General features: G+C 37.7%; 25 protein-coding genes. 19 read left to right on the forward strand and 6 right to left on the reverse strand.

Going from position 1 to position 20,547, the window contains the following annotated elements; all coding sequences use genetic code 11:
- The first annotated feature begins 1 nt into the window (after position 1).
- Genes rlmN through N8N51_RS02305 form a run of 3 tightly spaced genes read left to right on the forward strand, consistent with a single transcriptional unit; the run spans position 2 to position 3,112 of the window.
- Positions 2–1,087: a dual-specificity RNA methyltransferase RlmN gene (gene rlmN, locus N8N51_RS02295; protein WP_000804762.1), complete on the forward strand. Its 1,086-nt coding sequence runs from the start codon at positions 2–4 to the stop codon at positions 1,085–1,087.
- Positions 1,087–1,569 (forward strand): VanZ family protein, encoded by a 483-nt coding sequence (locus N8N51_RS02300; protein ID WP_261103486.1) that lies wholly within the window; start codon positions 1,087–1,089, stop codon positions 1,567–1,569. Before rlmN ends, N8N51_RS02300 begins: the two co-directional genes overlap by 1 nt.
- 1 nt (position 1,570) lies before the next feature.
- A complete protein-coding gene (locus N8N51_RS02305; RefSeq protein WP_261103487.1) occupies positions 1,571–3,112 on the forward strand; it encodes an ABC-F family ATP-binding cassette domain-containing protein in 1,542 nt (513 codons plus the stop codon).
- Positions 3,113–3,166: 54 nt separating this feature from the next.
- Here N8N51_RS02305 and N8N51_RS02310 read toward each other — a convergent pair whose 3' ends face one another.
- A complete protein-coding gene (locus N8N51_RS02310) occupies positions 3,167–3,970 on the reverse strand; it encodes a peptidylprolyl isomerase (RefSeq protein ID WP_261103489.1) in 804 nt (267 codons plus the stop codon).
- Positions 3,967–4,350 (reverse strand): hypothetical protein, encoded by a 384-nt coding sequence (locus N8N51_RS02315; RefSeq protein ID WP_203213501.1) that lies wholly within the window; start codon positions 4,348–4,350, stop codon positions 3,967–3,969. Before N8N51_RS02315 ends, N8N51_RS02310 begins: the two co-directional genes overlap by 4 nt.
- 244 nt (positions 4,351–4,594) lie before the next feature.
- On the opposite strand from N8N51_RS02315, the gene N8N51_RS02320 reads away from it, so the two are divergent.
- The 4 genes from N8N51_RS02320 (at position 4,595) to N8N51_RS02335 (ending at position 9,341) form a co-directional block, all read left to right on the forward strand.
- A complete protein-coding gene (locus N8N51_RS02320) occupies positions 4,595–6,460 on the forward strand; it encodes an AAA family ATPase (RefSeq protein WP_001110403.1) in 1,866 nt (621 codons plus the stop codon).
- A 135-nt stretch (positions 6,461–6,595) separates the two neighbouring features.
- Positions 6,596–7,549, forward strand: coding sequence for a helix-turn-helix transcriptional regulator (locus N8N51_RS02325; RefSeq protein WP_000999613.1), 954 nt, complete (start codon positions 6,596–6,598; stop codon positions 7,547–7,549).
- Positions 7,550–7,629: 80 nt separating this feature from the next.
- Complete coding sequence (locus N8N51_RS02330) at positions 7,630–8,433, forward strand: hypothetical protein (RefSeq protein WP_000091993.1); 804 nt, start codon at positions 7,630–7,632, stop codon at positions 8,431–8,433.
- A gap of 5 nt (positions 8,434–8,438) precedes the next feature.
- On the forward strand, positions 8,439–9,341 hold the full coding sequence (locus N8N51_RS02335; protein ID WP_000386831.1) for a hypothetical protein: 903 nt from the start codon (positions 8,439–8,441) through the stop codon (positions 9,339–9,341).
- 207 nt (positions 9,342–9,548) lie between these two features.
- Here N8N51_RS02335 and N8N51_RS02340 read toward each other — a convergent pair whose 3' ends face one another.
- Complete coding sequence (locus N8N51_RS02340; RefSeq protein WP_001098347.1) at positions 9,549–9,749, reverse strand: hypothetical protein; 201 nt, start codon at positions 9,747–9,749, stop codon at positions 9,549–9,551.
- A gap of 176 nt (positions 9,750–9,925) precedes the next feature.
- Between N8N51_RS02340 and rpsP the strand changes: the two genes are divergently transcribed.
- The 9 genes from rpsP (at position 9,926) to N8N51_RS02385 (ending at position 15,572) form a co-directional block, all read left to right on the forward strand.
- Positions 9,926–10,198, forward strand: a complete 273-nt coding sequence (gene rpsP / locus N8N51_RS02345; protein ID WP_000268760.1) for a 30S ribosomal protein S16 — start codon at positions 9,926–9,928, stop codon at positions 10,196–10,198.
- 19 nt (positions 10,199–10,217) lie between these two features.
- Positions 10,218–10,457 carry an RNA-binding protein KphA gene (kphA, locus tag N8N51_RS02350; RefSeq protein WP_000379617.1) on the forward strand — a complete coding sequence of 80 codons (240 nt, stop codon included), beginning with the start codon at positions 10,218–10,220 and terminating at the stop codon, positions 10,455–10,457.
- Between the two features lie 44 nt (positions 10,458–10,501).
- The gene (locus tag N8N51_RS02355) at positions 10,502–10,831 is read left to right on the forward strand and encodes a MazG nucleotide pyrophosphohydrolase domain-containing protein (protein WP_004234201.1); all 330 of its coding nucleotides are present in this window, start codon (positions 10,502–10,504) and stop codon (positions 10,829–10,831) included.
- Between the two features lie 338 nt (positions 10,832–11,169).
- The gene (locus N8N51_RS02360) at positions 11,170–12,072 is read left to right on the forward strand and encodes a DMT family transporter (protein WP_001003374.1); all 903 of its coding nucleotides are present in this window, start codon (positions 11,170–11,172) and stop codon (positions 12,070–12,072) included.
- Positions 12,073–12,220: 148 nt separating this feature from the next.
- Positions 12,221–13,078 carry an alpha/beta fold hydrolase gene (locus N8N51_RS02365; protein WP_261103490.1) on the forward strand — a complete coding sequence of 286 codons (858 nt, stop codon included), beginning with the start codon at positions 12,221–12,223 and terminating at the stop codon, positions 13,076–13,078.
- 97 nt (positions 13,079–13,175) lie between these two features.
- Entirely contained in the window at positions 13,176–13,964 is a 789-nt protein-coding gene (locus tag N8N51_RS02370) for an alpha/beta fold hydrolase (RefSeq protein WP_261103491.1), read from the forward strand.
- A 30-nt stretch (positions 13,965–13,994) separates the two neighbouring features.
- On the forward strand, positions 13,995–14,513 hold the full coding sequence (gene rimM, locus N8N51_RS02375; RefSeq protein WP_001105912.1) for a ribosome maturation factor RimM: 519 nt from the start codon (positions 13,995–13,997) through the stop codon (positions 14,511–14,513).
- Positions 14,503–15,222, forward strand: a complete 720-nt coding sequence (gene trmD / locus N8N51_RS02380) for a tRNA (guanosine(37)-N1)-methyltransferase TrmD (RefSeq protein WP_173251647.1) — start codon at positions 14,503–14,505, stop codon at positions 15,220–15,222. The genes rimM and trmD overlap by 11 nt, the downstream gene beginning before the upstream one ends.
- An 11-nt stretch (positions 15,223–15,233) precedes the next feature.
- Positions 15,234–15,572 (forward strand): ATP cone domain-containing protein, encoded by a 339-nt coding sequence (locus N8N51_RS02385; protein ID WP_001196039.1) that lies wholly within the window; start codon positions 15,234–15,236, stop codon positions 15,570–15,572.
- A 30-nt stretch (positions 15,573–15,602) separates the two neighbouring features.
- Here the strand turns inward: N8N51_RS02385 and N8N51_RS02390 are convergent, their stop codons facing one another.
- On the reverse strand, positions 15,603–15,923 hold the full coding sequence (locus tag N8N51_RS02390) for a hypothetical protein (protein ID WP_045606140.1): 321 nt from the start codon (positions 15,921–15,923) through the stop codon (positions 15,603–15,605).
- A 98-nt stretch (positions 15,924–16,021) separates the two neighbouring features.
- On the opposite strand from N8N51_RS02390, the gene N8N51_RS02395 reads away from it, so the two are divergent.
- A complete protein-coding gene (locus N8N51_RS02395; RefSeq protein ID WP_000807422.1) occupies positions 16,022–16,237 on the forward strand; it encodes a YdbC family protein in 216 nt (71 codons plus the stop codon).
- Positions 16,238–16,290: 53 nt separating this feature from the next.
- Here N8N51_RS02395 and N8N51_RS02400 read toward each other — a convergent pair whose 3' ends face one another.
- Together N8N51_RS02400 and gor are read right to left on the reverse strand one after the other, a co-directional pair.
- Entirely contained in the window at positions 16,291–16,827 is a 537-nt protein-coding gene (locus N8N51_RS02400; protein ID WP_261103493.1) for a biotin transporter BioY, read from the reverse strand.
- A gap of 189 nt (positions 16,828–17,016) precedes the next feature.
- Complete coding sequence (gor, locus tag N8N51_RS02405; RefSeq protein WP_261103494.1) at positions 17,017–18,363, reverse strand: glutathione-disulfide reductase; 1,347 nt, start codon at positions 18,361–18,363, stop codon at positions 17,017–17,019.
- Positions 18,364–18,655: 292 nt separating this feature from the next.
- Between gor and N8N51_RS02410 the strand changes: the two genes are divergently transcribed.
- Positions 18,656–19,861, forward strand: a complete 1,206-nt coding sequence (locus N8N51_RS02410; RefSeq protein ID WP_261103496.1) for an efflux RND transporter periplasmic adaptor subunit — start codon at positions 18,656–18,658, stop codon at positions 19,859–19,861.
- A complete protein-coding gene (locus tag N8N51_RS02415) occupies positions 19,845–20,546 on the forward strand; it encodes an ABC transporter ATP-binding protein (protein ID WP_000811470.1) in 702 nt (233 codons plus the stop codon). Before N8N51_RS02410 ends, N8N51_RS02415 begins: the two co-directional genes overlap by 17 nt.
- Position 20,547 lies beyond the last annotated feature (1 nt).

A 20,547-nucleotide genomic window follows, 5' to 3' on the forward strand; every position in this document is an offset into this window, starting at 1 on the left:
GATGAAACCGTCAATTTATAGTTTAACACGTCAAACCATGCAGGAATGGGTTTTGGAGCAGGGAGAAAAGAAATTCCGTGCAGATCAAATTTGGGAATGGCTTTACCGTAAACGTGTCCAGTCATTTGAAGAAATGACCAACCTGTCAAAAGATTTGATTGCTAAGCTCAATGACCAGTTTGTGGTCAATCCCTTGAAACAGCGTATCGTTCAAGAGTCTGCTGATGGCACTGTCAAATATCTCTTTGAGTTGCCTGATGGTATGTTGATTGAGACTGTACTTATGCGTCAACACTATGGTTTGTCAGTCTGTGTGACCACTCAGGTCGGCTGTAATATCGGTTGTACCTTCTGTGCCTCTGGTTTGATTAAGAAACAACGCGACCTCAATAATGGAGAAATCGTAGCGCAGATCATGCTGGTTCAGAAATACTTCGATGAGCGTGGTCAGGACGAACGCGTCAGCCATATCGTTGTCATGGGAATCGGTGAGCCCTTTGATAACTACAACAATGTCTTGAATTTCGTTCGTACTATCAATGATGATAAAGGAATGGCCATCGGTGCTCGTCACATTACGGTTTCAACCTCAGGTTTGGCCCATAAAATTCGTGATTTTGCTAATGAAGGAGTTCAGGTCAATCTTGCCGTTTCTCTTCACGCACCGAACAATGAATTGCGCTCAAGCATCATGAAGATTAACCGTGCCTTTCCGATTGAAAAACTTTTTGCAGCCATTGAGTACTACATCGAAACAACAAATCGTCGTGTGACCTTTGAATATATCATGCTCAATGAAGTTAACGATGGTGTAGAACAAGCCTTGGAATTGGCTGAATTGCTCAAGAATATCAAGAAATTGTCTTATGTAAACTTGATTCCTTATAACCCAGTTAGTGAACATGACCAATATAGCCGGAGTCCTAAAGAGCGCGTCATGGCCTTCTATGATACGCTTAAGAAAAAAGGGGTTAACTGTGTTGTTCGTCAAGAACATGGAACTGATATTGATGCAGCTTGTGGACAATTGCGTTCTAATACAATGAAACGTGACCGCCAGAAAGCAGTCGCAGCAGTCAATCCGTAATGATGAAGAAACCTTATAATCATGTTTTGCTCTGGGGAGTCATTTTCTATAGCATTTGCATTGCTTATTTTTGCTTTACTCCTCAAGAACATTCTCCCGTGGGAGTGGAAACTCCAGGTATTCAGCATCTTGGAAGCCTGGTTTTTCTTTTGACTCCTTTCAATTCTCTCTGGAAACTGGGCGAAGTGAGTGACATAGGACAATTATGTTTGCTTTTTCTACAAAATATCCTTAATGTCTTCTTACTTTTTCCTTTGGTGTTTCAATTCCTTTATCTCTTTCCGAATTTAAGGAAAACAAAAAGAGTTCTTTTTTTCAGTTTTCTAGTGAGTCTTGGAATCGAGTGTACGCAGTTAGTCTTGGACTTTTTCTTTGATTTCAATCGAGTCTTTGAGATTGATGATTTGTGGACCAATACCTTGGGTGGCTATCTGGCTTGGCTCCTCTATAAACAATTACATAAAAACAAGATAAGGAATTAAAATGAGTATTTTAGAAGTTAAAAACTTGAGTCACGGTTTTGGTGACCGTGCAATTTTTGAAGATGTGTCCTTCCGTCTCCTCAAGGGAGAACATATCGGTCTGGTCGGTGCCAATGGTGAAGGGAAATCAACCTTTATGAGCATTGTGACTGGTAAGATGTTGCCAGATGAAGGGAAAGTCGAATGGTCTAAATATGTGACGGCAGGTTACTTGGATCAGCACTCTGTCCTTGCTGAAGGTCAATCTGTTCGTGATGTTCTCCGTACAGCCTTTGATGAGCTTTTCAAAGCGGAATCTCGTATCAATGACCTTTATATGGAAATGGCTGAAGACGGAGCGGATGTTGATGCTCTCATGGAAGAAGTTGGCGAACTTCAAGACCGTCTGGAGAGTCGTGATTTCTATACCTTAGATGCTAAGATTGATGAAGTGGCGCGTGCCCTTGGTGTCATGGACTTTGGCATGGATACGGATGTAACCTCTTTGTCAGGTGGGCAAAGAACCAAGGTGCTTTTGGCTAAACTCCTCCTTGAAAAGCCCGATATCTTGTTGTTGGACGAGCCGACCAACTACTTGGATGTTGAGCATATTGATTGGCTCAAGCGCTATCTCCAAAACTATGAGAATGCCTTTGTTCTTATTTCACACGATATTCCATTCCTGAACGACGTGATTAATATTGTCTACCATGTGGAAAATCAACAGCTGACGCGTTACTCTGGTGACTACTACCAGTTCCAAGAAGTCTATGCTATGAAGAAATCTCAGCTAGAGGCAGCCTACGAACGTCAGCAGAAAGAGATTGCAGATCTCAAAGACTTTGTCGCACGTAATAAAGCGCGTGTTGCAACACGAAACATGGCCATGTCTCGTCAGAAGAAATTGGATAAGATGGATATTATCGAACTGCAAAGTGAGAAACCAAAACCATCCTTTGATTTCAAACCAGCTCGTACGCCAGGGCGCTTTATTTTCCAAGCCAAGGATTTGCAAATTGGTTATGATCGTCCTCTGACAAAGCCTTTAAATCTTACCTTTGAACGCAATCAAAAGATTGCCATTATCGGTGCCAATGGTATCGGTAAAACAACTCTATTGAAGTCTCTCTTGGGAATTATCCCGCCAATTGCTGGGGAAGTTGAACGCGGTGACTACCTAGAACTTGGCTACTTTGAGCAGGAAGTAGAAGGTGGCAATCGTCAAACACCACTTGAAGCTGTCTGGAATTCCTTTCCTGCACTTAACCAAGCAGAAGTCCGTGCAGCCCTTGCCCGTTGTGGTCTGACAACCAAGCATATTGAAAGCCAAATTCAGGTCTTGTCAGGTGGGGAACAAGCCAAGGTTCGTTTCTGTCTCTTGATGAATCGTGAAAACAATGTTTTAGTGCTGGACGAGCCGACCAACCACTTGGATGTGGATGCCAAGGATGAACTCAAACGCGCTCTCAAAGAATACAAGGGATCTATTCTTATGGTCTGTCACGAACCAGACTTCTATGAAGGCTGGATGGACCAAATCTGGGATTTTAATAATTTAACTTAAGAATGAGAGTAAAAGAAATACAGTACCGAATGTGGATACTGTATTTTTTGGTTTTTAAGATTTAAAATCGTAGTCTTTCACCACTTCGATGCTGTCGATTGTGATAGCAGTAGTTGGCTTGTCTTTTTCATCTTTTTCGGCTTTAGCAATTTTATCTACAACATCCATACCGTCAATCACTTGACCAAAGACTGGGTGTTTGCCATCTAGACTAGGGTTTCCCCCTTCTTTATAGGCTTCGATGATTTTCTTTGGATACTTGCTTGTAGGGAGTTTAGCAGAGGTATCTGTAGAGTTTTGGTTGATGAAGAACTGGCTGCCATTGGTGTTTGGTTGACCAGTATTAGCCATAGAAAGAGCACCACGGATGTTATAGAGATAAGGAGTAATCTCGTTTTTGAAACCAGTTCCCTTGTCTTTTGTCTTATCCTTGTCATGCCAGATAGACTGACCACCTGTACCATCCCCTTTTGGATCTCCAGTTTGAACCATGAAGCCATCGATGACACGGTGGAAGGTAATGCCGTTATAGTAGCCTTCTTTGGCATGAGTGAGGAAGTTTTCAACCGCTAGAGGAGCGAGTTTAGGGAAGAGTTTGATATGGATATCTCCTTGACTTGTGTGGAGAATGACTTCAGCCTCGTCTTCAGCAACTTCTTTAGATAGTTGTGGGAAATTGGCGTTTTCGTTTGTTAAAGCATCGTTTAACTCCTTGGCAGATTGGGCTGCTGCTTTGGAACTTTCCTCAGCGGCCAAGCTAGAATCTACATAGTCATCACCACGCAAACTACGTTGGATGTTGCTACATCCAGCTAGGGCTACAGTGGATAGTAAAAGAAGGGTTGCTAGTTTTTTCATTCTGTTCCTCTCAAAAATTTATTTCTACCATTGTACCCTAAAAGGAAGTGGATTTCAAATGTTAGTGACAAGGTAGTTTTAGAGAAAGTCAATCCAAAAATCGCTTGCTTAGAGATTCTTCTTTGGATGGCGGTTGATAATTCCCTTGTATTGTTCCAGTATCTGCTCCCCTTTGGAGTTAATTTGTAGCCACGAACGGTAAAGTGACTTGCTAATTCTTCTTCTGAAAAGTTGTTATGAAGGGTTTGCTCCAGATCTGCAGCCTTCATCTTAGATAGTCCTGTAATTCCCTTGCTTTTCAGAATATTCTTTTTCATAGTAGCATTGAGATGATCAAGTGAGTCAAAAGCTGTTTCAATGACTGCATAACCTTTTTCCACCAGAGTTTTTAAATGTTTAGGGGCATCAATGTCATAAGTATACTCAAAGTATTTTGGAAACCAGATCTTAAGAAAGCTCGTAAAGCATCACAATTTAGTAAACGTTAATTCGAAAGAATTACTATACTTAAAAAGATTACTTTTTTGGGTGTTCTTTTTTATTTTCTTAAAAAATAATTAACTAGACAATAAATGTCCATCCTTTTTTGTAAAATTAATTTATTATAAAAAGAGGTGAGAGTGAATGAATTACTATCAAGTTGAATTTAAGAATCCTGATGATTTTTTTAAAACTCAGACGAATGATTTTATTACGTCTAATCATTTAATTTTTTTGAAAGAAGGAGAATCATACTATCTTATTTCTCAAGAAAATTACAATGACCAAGAAATTATGAAAAAAATAAATGATTTTTTTGATTATGAGTTCTTACTAGCTAAGGTAGAGCCTTTAATAGAAAGTGATTTTATCAAGAAACTTGGCAGAAGTGATATAGGAGATTTAGTCAAATTCTTACTTAGTGCAGAAAAAGAAAGATTTTCTGAACAATTAAAACCCAATTTAGAAAAGTTGGACGAGTTGAATGATATTATTGCCCTAATTGAATTTAAAGGAGCTATTCGAGAATTCATTGATTATATATCCTTCCAAGAAAAAATAAGCAATAATGAAAATCAACAACATTTTTATATTTTTACTGGTGAGAAAGGAACGGGTAGAAAGTTTGCAATCAAGTTTCTAGAGTCTATCTTTGGTATGAATGCGATATTTGTTAATTGCAATCATTATTTTGTTCCTAAAATGAGTGAAAAAGATTTCGCTGTATTAGTTGATTATCTTTCGGCAAGATCAAAAACAAAATCAGATATTTTTGATAATTTTCGACAAAAGAAGGGGAATTCCTTTAATATTATTATTTCTAGAAGCATTCAAGAAGCAGAAGCTATTAGAAAAGAGTTACTCGATGTTTTTAATAAGGTATCAATTATTAATTTCCCCCGGTATGATGAATCAGAGCTTAAAGGAATTGGTATTCAAATGCTAAATCAAAAAGGTGTTCATTTGAGTAACGAAGATTTTGAACGATTAGTAGCTGAAAATCACGTGCTAAAGGATGCCAAAGAAGTTCGCCTTTTTGTTCAAGAGCTTATTGAATTTGCAGTGCAAAATAATTATGATCCTTCAGAAAAAAATGAATTAAATCTCGATGGATTCATTCTCCAAAATAAATCTTCAGTTGAAGATGAAGAAAATGCGGAGAAAAAGCTGAGTGAATTAATTGGTTTAGAAGAAGTGAAAATGGTCCTAAAGCAGCAGTTAGCATATAGTCGAGTTTCTGTAATGCGTCAGGCACATGGATTTAGTAACGAAGTATTAAATCGTCATCTTGTTTTTTCCGGAAATCCTGGGACTGGGAAAACTGTAGTTGCTAGGCTCTTTTCAGAAATTTTATACAACAATAAGATAATTAAAGAGAATAAGTTAGTGGAGGTAGGTAGAACGGAATTAGTTGGTGAATATGTTGGTCAAACTGCTCCAAAAGTAAAAAGAGTTTTTGATGATGCAAGAGGGGGAGTACTCTTTATAGATGAGGCCTATAGTCTTATTCCAAGTAGTGATAGAGATTTCGGACATGAAGCTATTTCAGCGATTATACAGGAAATGGAAAATCGTCGGGATGAGGTTTTGGTTATTTTTGCTGGTTATGAAGAATTGATGGCTCAATTCATTGAAACTAATCCAGGATTATCCTCTAGAATTTCCAGAGAAATAAAATTTTTCGATTATACAATTGATCAACTAATTGCTATTTTAGAATTGATGATAAATAAAAGACATTATCAATTAACCGACGATTGTAAGATGGTACTACGTCAGCATTTTTCAGAAGTTGTAAATTGTAGCAATTTTGGAAATGCTCGATACGTTCGTAAATTAGTAGATGAGATTGTCTTCTGTCAAGCACAACGCGTGGTTGAAGGTGATAAGATTCAATTAGAAGATGAAAACTTTTTAAATCAAATTACATTGACAGATATCAATAAGGCTATTGTAGCTATTGAAGCAAAATCTTCAAAATCAATATCGTTGATAGGATTCGGAAGGTAGAGAAATCTATAGTAGGCTCTAAAAGAAGAAATCGGTGCTTGAAAAAGAGTACTATCAGTAAAAGATTTGAACTAAGAAATTGATTGAATCTGAACCATTGGGAATGCTATAATATTAGTAAAGGATTAGAATTATATGAACGACCAAGAACGCTTATTAACTATATTTTTACGCTTACAGTCTGGCGCGCATTTATCTAAGGCTCAGCTTGCTGATGAATTTGGTGTTAGTGAAAAAACTATACAACGAGATTTTTCTCTCTTGTCTGGTTTCTTAGATACACAACCAATGGTTGCAGCAGAGCTTGCTTATGATGCAAAGCACCATACAAGATACTTAAAAGGAAAATCTTTGTTTAATAAAAAGGATATTCTTGTAATTTCAAAGATTTTACTAGAAAATCGATCTTTGAATAAGGAAGAAAACAAGTCATTACTTGATAGTTTATTAGCACTTATTTCAAAAGATGAGCAAAATGAAGTTTCCAGTATTATTGCAAGTGAGTTGCTAAATTATGCACCATTGTCAGATACACAAAATCGTATTGATAAGGTTTGGGAATGGTCTGAAATGATTCGTAAGGAATTGCTACTAGATATTGAATATCAATCTCCCTATAATACTAAAAAGCATCATACCATTTTCCCGGTATCGCTTTATTATGATACTCATTACTTTTACATAGTAGCTTATAATTTAGTTTTTGATTCTTATATGACCTTGAAACTAGATAGAATTCTTAGTTGGGTAGAATCTAAAGAAAAGAAAAAACCTTCTCTCTCATATGGAAGAAAATTTCGTGATGGAGACATTCGTAATAAACGTGTAGATCCATTCATAGGAAAAGAGTTAAAGATCAGAGTCCTATTTGTCAATGATTCAGCAATTGTTGTTGATCAATTCCCAACAGCAAAAATTATTGAAAAAACATCAAATGGTAATATTATTGAATTTGTGAGTCAGGATACACCAGGGCTGAAGAGGTGGCTATTGGGTCAAGCGGAATCCTTAAGGGTATTGTCTCCACAGTCGTTAATTGATGACATGAAGATTCTTATTAAGAAAATGGAAGAAAATTACATTGACTAGATGTTTGAGAAAGACTGGGAGAAAGTTTTATCTGTTATAAAAGAATACTGTGAATTTCACCAACTAAAGGAGAAGATGAAATGAGTAGAGTTATATATAGAACTCGTCCATTTAGCCCCTACGCTAAGTATAGCAAGTATTGGAACGAATACATTCAAGAGGGTGACGAGATTATTAAGTACGTTTTTAATAAAGTTAAATTTCCCGACAGAGAATTAAGAAATAAAATATACTCAGATGAGAAACAAAGATGGACTATAGGTGATATTAATCTTCCTGATTGGTTATATGGATATGTGGTCAACGCTGATTTATCTGACAATGCCAAAAAAATTGTCAAACAATGGAGATTAGAGAAGTATATTTTTGAGTTAAATAATTACAAAGAAAAAGGCTATTTCATTGATGAAGAAAAGAAAATTGTGATAACGGATCGGGAAATATTAATGTTCCGAGAAGACTCAGAAATACCTTATTGGGATAAAATCACTTCCTTAGTAAAAGAAGCTTATAATCGTATTCGTATTACGCCTCAAATGTTGGAGTTGGTAAAAAAAGATTTTGAGACTCAAACAGTGGATTATGAAATACTTTGTGAAATGGCTGAACAAAATAGGAAGAAAAACGAAGAGAAAGAAAAAGAATTTTTAGCCAAGCAGCAAGAATTACAAGAGAAAAAAGATTACGAAGTAGCTATTCAATTGTTTTTAAGACTACAAAAAAACTTAGTTGATATAAAGCCAAAGTTAAGTGAAGAAGGAAGAAAAGAAATTGATCATCTTCTTAATTTAATCGATGAATCAGAAGTAAGTCGTGTTAGATATGATATTTTACATCAAGCGGGAGTCGAAATAATCTTGAAAGAAAAAAGTAAGAGAGGCTAATTTGAATGGATTATGTGACTAGAATACATTTAAAAAGAGACGATAACATTAGGAAAGAGTTAATTGGCTTCTGTTTAAATAATTCTGAACAGTATCTTGCACTTGGTTGGAGTCGCTTAAGTAGCGATATTCGGGAAGAAGACTTTAATGAATACTATGGACGAATAAAAAAAGAAAGAGGCAGAGCGAATCCAGCAATAAATGTTTTTAAGGATGCTCAGATAGATGATTTATTCTGGACACGAGATTTAAGTGGAAATTATTGGATATGTAAAGCGAAATCTCAAGCCAAAGTAGTTTGTGATACTCATTTGGATATTGGATCAGTTATCCAAGTTGATGCATTTAACGTGGGAATGCAAGTCCCTGGACAGATAAAGTCATCGTTTAATAGACCTCTTGGTGGTACAGTTGAGAGGATACGGGATAAAAGCATAATTGAATATTCAAAATTGATATTTAATAAATTTTCGAAAAAGAATTATTTTGAGGTAACAACCTATAGTGGAGGTCTCCTCGATAATCTACCTGAATTTGATTTAGAAGAACTTGTCATCTCATATCTTCAAATTAAGGAAAACTACTATGTCCTTTCTAATTCAATTGCAAAGAAATCAACTACTATAAAAATTGAATGTGAAATGATTTCAAGAGAAATTGATAACCCGAGAAAAGCAGTAGTTCAAGTGAAAGGAAAGAAAGCAAAGGAACTTGACGCCTTAGAATTTAAACAATACTTAGATGAAGGCTATATAGTATATTTATATGCTCCGAGAGTGATAAATTTAGATAAGATTGAAAATGTAGTTAGGATAGGGGACAACGATTTGTTAGATTTCTATGAGAAGTATAAGTTGATCCTACCAGCATCTATCACTCAGTGGGAAAACTTATTTATTGGGGATTGATAAATGATGAATATGTCGCAATTTCATGAATATATAATTGTATGAACTTTTTAGTAAAATTTAGCTCAATTCGTGTGTTTTTAGGGTGAAATTCACACCATTTAATTGAAAGTTATTCAAATTAGATGAAAATTTGTTTTCTAAAAAAACGAGAAAACGTTGATTTTAAGAGAATTTTGAATCATATTCGAATGGAAATTTTTAAAATCATGTTTCGGTGGTAAAAGTTCCAAAGTGGATTCTCCATAGTAGAATGATATCTCCTGCCAGGAGATTGTCTTTAAGTAGTACCATATTTCGTTTAGGAACGGGCTTGGGATTTAGGAGCCAAGCATCCACATCACGTTCAGGAGAGATAAAGGTTTTGACTTGATGGTCTTTGTAAATGTTCTCTATTGTAGTATTCATAAAGTTTCTCTTTCTAATTTATCTTTATTAGTCTAACCAATTTATAAATGGTGTAAAAATTTTATAGTCTGTCAAGTTTTTTTCTTGACACCTGCCAGAAATCTGCTATAATAGAACATGTGCTAAATAGCTCAGCTATTTCACCGAAATAAAAAATAAGAAAAGAGACTTTAAAAATGGCAGTTAAAATCCGTTTGACTCGTATGGGTTCTAAGAAAAAACCTTTCTACCGTATCAACGTAGCAGATTCACGTTCACCACGTGACGGACGTTTCATCGAAACAGTTGGAACTTACAACCCACTTGTTGCTGAAAACCAAGTAACTTTGAAAGAAGACCGCGTTCTTGCATGGTTGGCTGATGGAGCTCAACCTTCAGATACAGTTCGCAACATCCTTTCAAAAGAAGGTGTATTGAAGAAATTCCACGATTCTAAATTCTCAAAATAAGTTTAAAGTAGGTTGACAGATGGATACGATTGAAAATCTCATTATTGCGATTGTGAAACCCTTGATTTCACAACCAGATGCCTTAACTATCAAGATTGAAGATACACCAGAGTTTTTGGAATATCATTTGGATCTTGATCAAAGCGATGTGGGTCGTGTAATCGGTCGTAAGGGTCGCACTATTTCTGCGATAAGAACGATTGTCTACTCTGTCCCAACTGAAGACAAAAAAGTAAGAATCGTTATTGACGAAAAATAAGAAGGGCGGGACGAATGTCTCGCTTTTTTTGCAAGTAGCAGGATATGAAGGATTTAACGTTTAGACAATTACAAGACTACCTACTGGAACATTACCAGCAGTCTCGGACTGAGGAAGGTCTCTTTATGAAGTTAGTGGAGGAAGTCGGAGAAGTAGCTGAAGTTTTGAATGGGCGCTCTGGTCGAAAAGAGGGAGTTCAAGATTCGAACGAGGAACTAGCAAAAGAACTGGCTGATATCATTCACTATACAGTTGCTATCGCAGCTATTAATGATATTGACCTTATCAAGACTATCTTTGAGAAAGACAAAACTGCAGCCATTAAGTACCAACATGAACGTGATTTGGAAGGATTTTTGAAGGGGGACCTCTAAGACAATAATAAATGATTTTTACTAATAAAGAAGGTATTAGTAAATATAAGAAAGAGAAAGCAAGGAAAATGGTAGATTATGCTATAAAAGTAAGGAATTTCCAAGAGGTAGACAAGCTAGAACTTGTGAGATAAGAACGAGAAAAGCAGGTCAGCATAGCTGCCTCCTTTATAGGCAACGAGAAAGCATTTATCAGCTTGAAAGAGTGATAGTAGGCATAAAATATAAATCCTAGAAATAGCATCTAGCATTTTACTATGCTACAATGGAAAGACAGTCTCAAAGAATTCTAGTCAATTAATCTTTAGAATAGCTATTTTTAAAGGGAGTAACAGTCTATGAACGAGAAAACAAAAGCTTACCTAGCAGCTTTATCCTTTTCAGCAATCATTGGATTTTCTTTTTTATTTACTAAGATTGCTTTAGGCTATGCCAGTCCTCTCACAAACTTAGCGCATCGCTATACAATCGCAGCTTTAGTAATGGTTGTTCTTTATCAAACCAAACTTATTAAAGTGAGTTTAAGTAGAAAAGATATTCTTTCTATTCTGCCTATGAGTCTTTTCTATCCTCTTCTCTTTTTTATTTTTCAATCCTTTGCTTTACAGTATATATCGTCTTCTGAAGCTGGAATTTTACAGGCTCTTGTCCCGATTTTTACTCTCCTTTTAGCATCGGCCTTTCTCAAGGAAAAGACAAGCTTGCTTCAAAAGTTCTTTTTATTTTTATCCGTAGCAGGAGTAGTTTTCATCTTCCTTAGCAAAGGAGCTAACTTCGGTACTGAGACTGCTAGCTTTGGCTTTCTCTTGATGTTGGGATCTGTTCTCGCCAATGCAATAAGCAATATCCTCAGCAAGTCCAAAGGAGGTCGCTATCAGGCCATAGATATGACAGCTGTTGTGATATTTGTTGGCTTCGTCACCTTTAATACGCTGAGTCTGACCTCGCACTATCTAGATGGCAACATATTAGCTTACTTTGCGCCACTTGGACAGGTATCTTATCTGCTTTCAATTCTCTATTTGGGAATTCTAGCCTCTATCGTTACTGGTAGTCTCTCTATCTATGCTATTGTTCAACTTGGAGCATCGACCGTTAGTGTCTTTGGTAATCTTGGAACAGTTTTGACTATTCTAGCCGGAGCTCTTATCCTCCACGAACCAATTTATAGCTACCATGTGATCGGAGCAACATTGATTATTGCTGGAATTTTAGGCATGAATCTGATGAGAAAAAAGTAAAGATTGCTAAGCAGTCTTTTTCTTAATCTAAATGATACAGAAAATTCAAAATTTTTAATGGACTAAGTTTAGAAAACGATGATTTTAATATAGCATGATAAAATAGATAAAAAGAATAATACTAGGATAAAGAAGAGAGAGTTTAGAAATGAAGCAAAATGATATAGCTGAAGCTATTGCTTTTTATAACAGAAAACCCGAGACTTTGGTACGTCACATTATACCAGGCTTAGATTGTGATTTGGTTGTTTATCATCGTCCTGGAAACGCAAGTAAAGGCCACATTATTTTTTATCATGGAGCTTGTGGCCGTAGTCAGATGTGGGCTCACCAGTATGATGCCTTTGAAGGATTTGACCTCTACTTTGTCAATGTTAGAGGACAGGGTGAATCACCTATGAAAGTTGGCCTACCCGACTTGGAAGGCGCTGTTCAAGATGTAGATGCTATTTTGTCCTATTTCCAGTTGGATAAGGTGATATTGGTCGGACATTCTTGGGGAGGGAATCCACTTCAAGAGTACACTTATCGTCATCCAGATCGAGTTCTAGCCTTAGTCATGGTAGATAGTTGGGGACAGCATCGTTACCTATCAGATAAAGAGAGAAATCGCATAAAATATAGTTCCCTTATGTACAAAACGATTCCTTGGAAGTTGATTGCAGATAAGAACTCAAAAATGTGTACAGATAATCCTATCACAAGAGAATTAGTCAAGACGGCAATCATAGAAACTGGGCGAGATGTTTTCTTGAACCTTGGAATCACAGGTTTCTTGGCAGTTCATGAGATAGAAGGATATAAAGGAAACCCTCCTATGCTATTAGTAAGAGGCGAAAATGATTTTCCCAAACACCTAAAAATGATCTACGATGGTATCATTTCCTTAAATCCCAATGCGCGTCAAATAACGATTTCAGATAGTAAACACCAACCGATGAATGATCATCCTGAAGAGTTTAATCAGATAGTTGGTGAATTTTTTGAAGAAGTAGTAGCTCTGTAAGATGAGATTTATCTAACTTGAGAAAATCTTTGGAACGTGTTAAAATAAAGGATAAGGATTTTTAATAATTCATTATATAGAATGAGTGTATTTCTTTATGAAGAGGATTGAAGTATCTACAGAAATTGGTAGTCTCTCAGTTACTTATCAAAAGCAAAAGAAAGTGCTAGTTTGTTTAAGTGGCGCAGGTTTGCTACCAAGTTATGAAAATTTTTCACTTATACTTGAAAAACTTCCTCCTACAATTGGTTATTTGACAATTGATTTTCCGAACACAGGTAGGAGTCCGATTCATGACCAAGCTGGAAAAAATCTAGATAATCTTGCAGATGCGGTTTATGAAGTACTTGAAGAATTAGGGATTTCTGAATATATACTTTGTGTACATAGTTTGAGTGGAATTTTAGCTTGTAAATTGCTCAATAAACCAATTAAGTGTCAGGCTTTAGTAGCAATGGAACCGACAACTAAAAAAGTCATGTTTGCTGATTTTTCAGAAAATCCTTATCCAGAAATGGAAGAGCAGATGAGACTGATTGACGAGTATGGTCCTGAACTTTATTTTAAGAACTTAACTCAAGCAACATTTAGCCCTGAAATTAATAAAGAAATATGGAAAATAATGCAAGAAAAAGGTTCAGAGTTGGAAAATCAAGATCCAGGATTTCAGATATCTGGAGAGATTACTGAGGAAGATTTTGAGAATGTATCTATAGAATCTTATATTCCTGTGTTTATTTTTTGTCAGGCTTATAGAGAAAAAGAGTACAGAGAATCAGAATATTGGACTTCCAATACTAAACTCATTTTAGGAGGGAATAACCATTATTTACAATGGTCAGAATCAGAAAAAATTGCGACTATTATTCGAGAATTGTCAGAATAAGATGGAAAGAAGGAGACTACAGGAGACAAGATGAACTACTTTAATGTTGGGAAAATCGTCAATACGCAAGGATTGCAGGGTGAGATGCGAGTCTTGTCTGTGACGGATTTTGCAGAAGAACGGTTTAAAAAAGGTACTGAGCTGGCCTTGTTTGATGAAAAAGATCAGTTTGTTCAAACAGTGACCATCGCTAGCCACCGTAAACAGAAGAACTTTGACATTATTAAATTCAAAGATATGTACCATATCAATGCTATTGAAAAGTACAAGGGATACAGTCTCAAGGTTGCTGAGGAAGATTTAAATGACCTAGACGATGGTGAATTTTATTATCACGAGATTATCGGTTTGGAAGTCTATGAGGGTGATAACTTGATTGGAACCATCAAAGAAATCCTGCAACCAGGTGCTAACGATGTCTGGGTGGTCAAGCGAAAAGGCAAGCGCGATTTGCTCTTGCCTTATATCCCACCAGTGATTCTCAATGTTGATATTCCAAATAACCGCGTCGATGTGGAAATCTTAGAAGGGTTAGACGATGAAGATTGATATTTTAACCCTTTTTCCAGAGATGTTTTCTCCGCTAGAGCACTCAATCGTTGGAAAGGCTCGAGAAAAGGGGCTCTTGGATATCCAGTATCATAATTTTCGAGAAAATGCTGAAAAGGCCCGCCATGTCGACGATGAGCCCTACGGAGGCGGTCAGGGGATGTTGCTCCGAGCCCAACCCATTTTCGATGCCTTTGATGCTATTGAAAAGAAAAATCCGCGCGTCATTCTCCTCGATCCTGCTGGAAAGCAGTTTGATCAAGCTTATGCCGAGGATTTGTCTCAAGAGGAAGAGCTAATCTTTATCTGTGGGCACTACGAGGGTTATGATGAGCGCATTAAGACCTTGGTGACAGATGAGATCTCCCTGGGCGACTATGTCTTGACTGGTGGAGAGTTAGCGGCTATGACCATGATTGATGCTACGGTACGCCTGATTCCAGAAGTGATTGGCAAGGAGTCTAGCCACCAAGATGATAGTTTTTCTTCTGGGCTTCTCGAGTATCCTCAGTACACACGTCCCTATGATTATCGAGGCATGGTTGTGCCAGATGTACTGATGAGTGGACACCATGAGAAGATTCGTCAGTGGCGATTGTATGAGAGTTTAAAGAAAACCTATGAACGCAGACCGGATTTGCTTGAACATTATCAACTGACAGTAGAAGAAGAAAAAATGCTGGCAGAAATCAAAGAAAACAAAGAATAAAGGAGATACCTATGCAAGTAATCAAACGTGATGGAGAAATTGCTGAATTTAATCCAGATAAGATTTACCAAGCTATCTTAAAGGCAGCCCAGACTGTCTATGTATTGACAGATGATTTGCGTCAAAACCTTGCACAAGTCACTAAGAAAGTGGTTTTGGATTTGGAAGAAGCCAAGGTGGAACGTGCTACCATCAGCATGATTCAGTCTTTGGTTGAACATCGTTTACTGGGAGCAGGTTACATTACCATCGCAGAACACTATATTTCCTATCGTCTACAACGTGACTTGGAAAGAAGTGGTTATGGAGATCATATCGCAGTTCATTTACATTTTGAACAAGTTCGCTAAGAAAAAAGAGTGGGATGAAGCAACAACATCTCACTCTTTCTTAAATCTATTTTTTTGGGCTGTTTGGACAGTTGAAGGGACAAATCGCAGGCGTTGAATATCGCTTATGCGGATAATACGACTTACATTTTTAGCAAAATTTTTCACGATAATTTGCTGGCGCTGTTGATCGTATTTGATGATGTCACCTGTAAAACTTGTCTCAGACAAGATAAGGTGAACAGCTGTTTGTTTCTGGATAGCCTCTTCAATAGTGGCTGTAAGGGAGTTGCTTTCAGTCTGGTCAGGTTGGTCATGTCCATTTAAAAAGTCATGTATTTTATCTAGAACTTGCTGGAATTTATGTCTCATATTGGCCTCCCTTCTTTTATATCAATATTATATAAAATTTTCCTAAAATCTACAAGATTTTACGAATAATCAAATGAAAGCTAAAAAAGGAGAAGAAAATGGCAGAATTTACATTTGAAATCGAAGAGCACTTGTTGACTCTCTCTGAAAACGAAAAAGGTTGGACCAAGGAAATCAACCGTGTGAGCTTTAATGGTGCTCCTGCAAAGTTTGATATTCGTGCTTGGAGCCCAGATCATACTAAAATGGGCAAAGGGATTACTCTCTCCAATGAAGAATTTCAAACGATGGTGGATGCCTTTAAAGGAAACTAAGTTTACAAAATGAAAGAAAAGGATATTGAGTCATGACAACTCGATATCCTTTTTTAGTTAGCAAAGTAAGCCTGATTTTTAAGGCGTTGAAGTAATGGACGGCTAATAAAACTAATAGCCAGAAGTTTAGCAAGGTCTGGAATGATGAAGGGAATGACCCCCACAACAAGAGCTTTTTCAAATGCCATTCCAGCAAGAAAATGTAAGCTGAGAATCCCGCCGACAAAGACAAGGGCATCACCCAAGAGGTTTGCAAGAAAAATCTTAACAACACCACTCTTGCTGTTGGTTAGAGAGGAAGTCAGTCCAGAGTAAACGAGATAAAACCAAAGATAGCCTGCAGTGGGGCCAACTAAAGCCTGAAAACCAGCTCCACCTCCTGCAAAGACAGGAAGACCGATAGCACCTAGAAGAAGATAGAGTCCAACAGAAAGTATAGCCTCTCTCGGTCTAAAGACAGTAGCAATCAAGCCGATTGCAAAGTTTTGCAGAGTGAAGGGGACAGGTCCAATTGGAAGACTGATTTGTGCTAAAACAGCAATGAGAGCAGCCCCAATAGCAGGGATGGCATAAACGTGAGCTTTTTTCAAAATAGTTAACCTCTTTTCTTATGTATAGTAACTATTATACTCGTAGAGTAATTATTGTCAACCTATTTTTGTAACAAAGGTAACAAAAACTGTAACGGCCGATTTTCCTGACTGGGTAAGTTATTTTCATCATTTCGTAAATCATCAAAAAAGAAGCAGATATCTTTGTATCAGCTTCTTTTGTGTCGATTAACGCATGGTTACAAATTCTTCAGATGCAGTTGGGTGAATCGCCACAGTTGCATCAAAGTCTGCCTTGGTTGCTCCCATCTTAATAGCAACGGCAAAACCTTGAATCATTTCATCAACACCGTATCCAATTCCATGAAGTCCGACAACTTTTTCTTCTGAACCAGCTGTGATCAATTTGAAACGTGTTTCTTGGCGGTTGCAAGTGCAAGCAGAGTACATAGAAGTAAAGCTTGATTTGTAAACCTTGATTTGGTCTTGACCGTATTCTTTAATAGCTTGCTCTTCTGTTAACCCAACAGTTCCGATAGCAGGGTGTGAAAAGACAACGGTTGGAATAGTTGAGTAATCCATTTTTGCACTTGTTTTTCCGTTAAAGAGACGTTCAGATAGGGTACGTCCAGCCTTGATAGCAACTGGAGTCAGTTCTTTCTCACCCGTTACATCACCTAAAGCATAGATTCCCTCAACAACAGTATTTTGGTATTCATCCACTTGGATAAAGCCACGTTCGTTCAGAGTTACTCCAGCTTTTTCAAGTTGCAATCCCTTAACGTTTGGACGGCGACCAGTAGCCCAGATAACTTGGCTAGCTGTGTGACTAGTACCATCTTCGAAATGAATGGTAATGCCTTCAGCAGTTTTTTCTAACTTAACAGGGACTTTGTGAGTATGCAGTGGCAAGTTTGTTCTTTCCATTTCTTTGACCAAACCTTCAACGATATAAGAATCAAAACCACGTAAAGGACGATCACGGCGAACAAAGAGGTCTGTCTTGACACCAAAAGTGTGGAGTACGCCAGCTAGTTCAACAGCGATATAACCAGCGCCTAGAATAGCAACTGACTCTGGAAGTTCTTCCCAGGCAAATACATCATCAGAAGAACCACCTAGTTCTGCACCAGGAATATTTGGAATACTTGGATGGGCACCAGTAGCAATCACGATGTGTTTAGCACGAATGAGTTCACCATTTACGCTGACAGTATGAGAATCTACAAATTCAGCATGGCCTTCAATCAGGTCTACGCCGTTGCGTTTAAAACTGCCATCATAAGAAGAACGAGCGCGATCGATGTAGGCTTCACGATTGCGACGGAGGGTTGCAAAGTCAAAGTTAAGATCAGTAGTTTTAAAACCGTAGTCTTCTCCAAATTGATGGAAAGTCTCAGCGATTTGTGCCCCGTACCACATGATTTTTTTAGGAACACAACCGACGTTGACACAGGTTCCACCTAATTTCTTTTCCTCAATAACTGCCGCTTTGGCTCCATGTTCACCAGCACGGTTCATGGTAGCAATTCCACCGCTACCTCCACCAATAGCAATGATATCATATTCTCTCATTGAAAACTCCTTTGTACTCTTTTAAATAGTAGAGTATCATTTTTTGATAGTCATATTCTATCTTTTTTTTGATGTGATTGCAAAAATCTGCTACGTTCAAAAAAATTAAGAAAAAGGCTTGCGAAAAAGAAAAATAAAGTGTATCATATAACTAGTACAATGATTGTGAAATGAATTCCGAACAATAATTTAGTCCTGAAATGTCATTATTTCGTTCTAAACTGTTATTGTTTATATTTGGTAATTTTTGTATAATATTCTTAAGGACTTTAAATCAAAAAGGAGTTTCACTATGAAAAAGAATGGTAAAGCTAAAAAGTGGCAATTGTATGCAGCAATCGGTGCTGCCAGTGTAGTTGTATTGGGTGCTGGAGGGATTTTACTCTTTAGACAACCTTCTCATACTGCTGTAAAAGATGAGGCTACTCATCTGGTTGTTGCCAAGGAAGGAAGCGTGGCCTCCTCTGTTTTGTTATCAGGGACAGTAACAGCAAAAAATGAACAATATGTTTATTTTGATGCTAGCAAAGGAGATTTAGATGAAATCCTTGTTTCTGTGGGTGATAAGGTTAGTGAAGGACAGGCTTTAGTTAAGTACAGTAGTTCAGAAGCACAGGCGGCCTATGATTCAGCGAGTCGAGCAGTTGCAAAGGCAGACCGTCATATCAACGAACTCAACCAAGCACGCAATGAAGCTGCTTCAGCTCCGACTCCACAGTTGCCAGCGCCAGCAGGAGGAGAAGGTGCAGCAGCGCAAACTCCAGCTCCAGTAGCAGGAAATTCAGTTTCATCTATTGATGCACAACTAGGTGATGCTCGTGATGCCCGTGCAGATGCAGCAGCGCAATTAAGCAAGGCTCAAAGTCAGTTGGATGCAACGACTGTTCTCAGTACCCTAGAGGGAACTGTGGTCGAAGTCAATCGCAATGTTTCTAAATCTCCAACAGGGGCTAGCCAGGTGATGGTTCATATTGTAAGTAATGAAAACTTACAAGTTAAGGGGGAATTATCTGAATACAACCTTGCCAACCTATCTGTAGGACAAGAAGTAACCTTCACTTCTAAAGTTTATCGAGATAAGAGCTGGACTGGTAAGATTAGCTATATCTCCGACTATCCTAAAAACAATGGCGAAGCAGCAAGTGCAGCTCCTGCCGCAGCAGCTGGTAATTCTGGTTCTAAATATCCATATACCATTGATGTGACAAGTGAAATTGGTGATTTGAAACAAGGATTCTCAGTAAGTGTTGAGGTCAAGAATAAGAGTAAAGCCATTTTGGTTCCTCTAACAAGTGTTGTGACTGAAAATGATAAGAACTATGTCTGGGTGCTTGACGAGCAGAAAAAGGCCAAGAAAGTGGAAGTTGGTTTGGGCAATGCTGATGCAGACAACCAAGAAATCACTTCAGGTCTGACAAATGGAGTCAAGGTCATCAGTAACCCAACGTCTTCTCTAGAGGAAGGAAAAGAGGTGAAGGCTGATGAAGCAACTAATTAGTCTAAAAAATATCTGCAGAAGCTACCGTAATGGCGACCAAGAACTGCAGGTTCTCAAAAACATCAACCTAGAAGTGAATGAGGGTGAGTTTGTTGCCATCATGGGACCATCTGGTTCTGGTAAGTCTACTCTCATGAATACCATTGGCATGTTGGATACACCAAGCAGTGGCGAATATTATCTTGAAGGCCAAGAAGTAGCTGGACTAGGTGAAAAACAACTAGCCAAGGTCCGCAACCAACAAATCGGATTTGTCTTTCAACAGTTCTTTCTTCTATCTAAACTCAATGCTCTACAAAATGTAGAATTGCCCTTGATTTACGCAGGAGTTTCATCTTCAAAACGTCGCAAGTTAGCTGAGGAATATTTAGATAAGGTTGAATTGACAGAACGTAGTCACCATTTGCCTTCAGAATTATCTGGTGGTCAAAAGCAACGTGTAGCTATTGCGCGTGCCTTGGTAAACAATCCTTCTATTATCCTAGCCGATGAACCGACAGGAGCCTTGGATACCAAAACAGGGAACCAAATTATGCAACTATTGGTTGATTTGAACAAAGAAGGAAAAACCATTATCATGGTAACGCATGAGCCTGAAATAGCTGCTTATGCCAAACGTCAGATTGTCATTCGAGATGGAGTTATTTCGTCTGATAGTGCTCAGTTAGAAAAGGAGGAAAACTAAG

The sequence above is a fragment of the Streptococcus mitis genome (genome assembly GCF_946188685.1).
Lineage (GTDB): Bacteria > Bacillota > Bacilli > Lactobacillales > Streptococcaceae > Streptococcus > Streptococcus mitis_CC.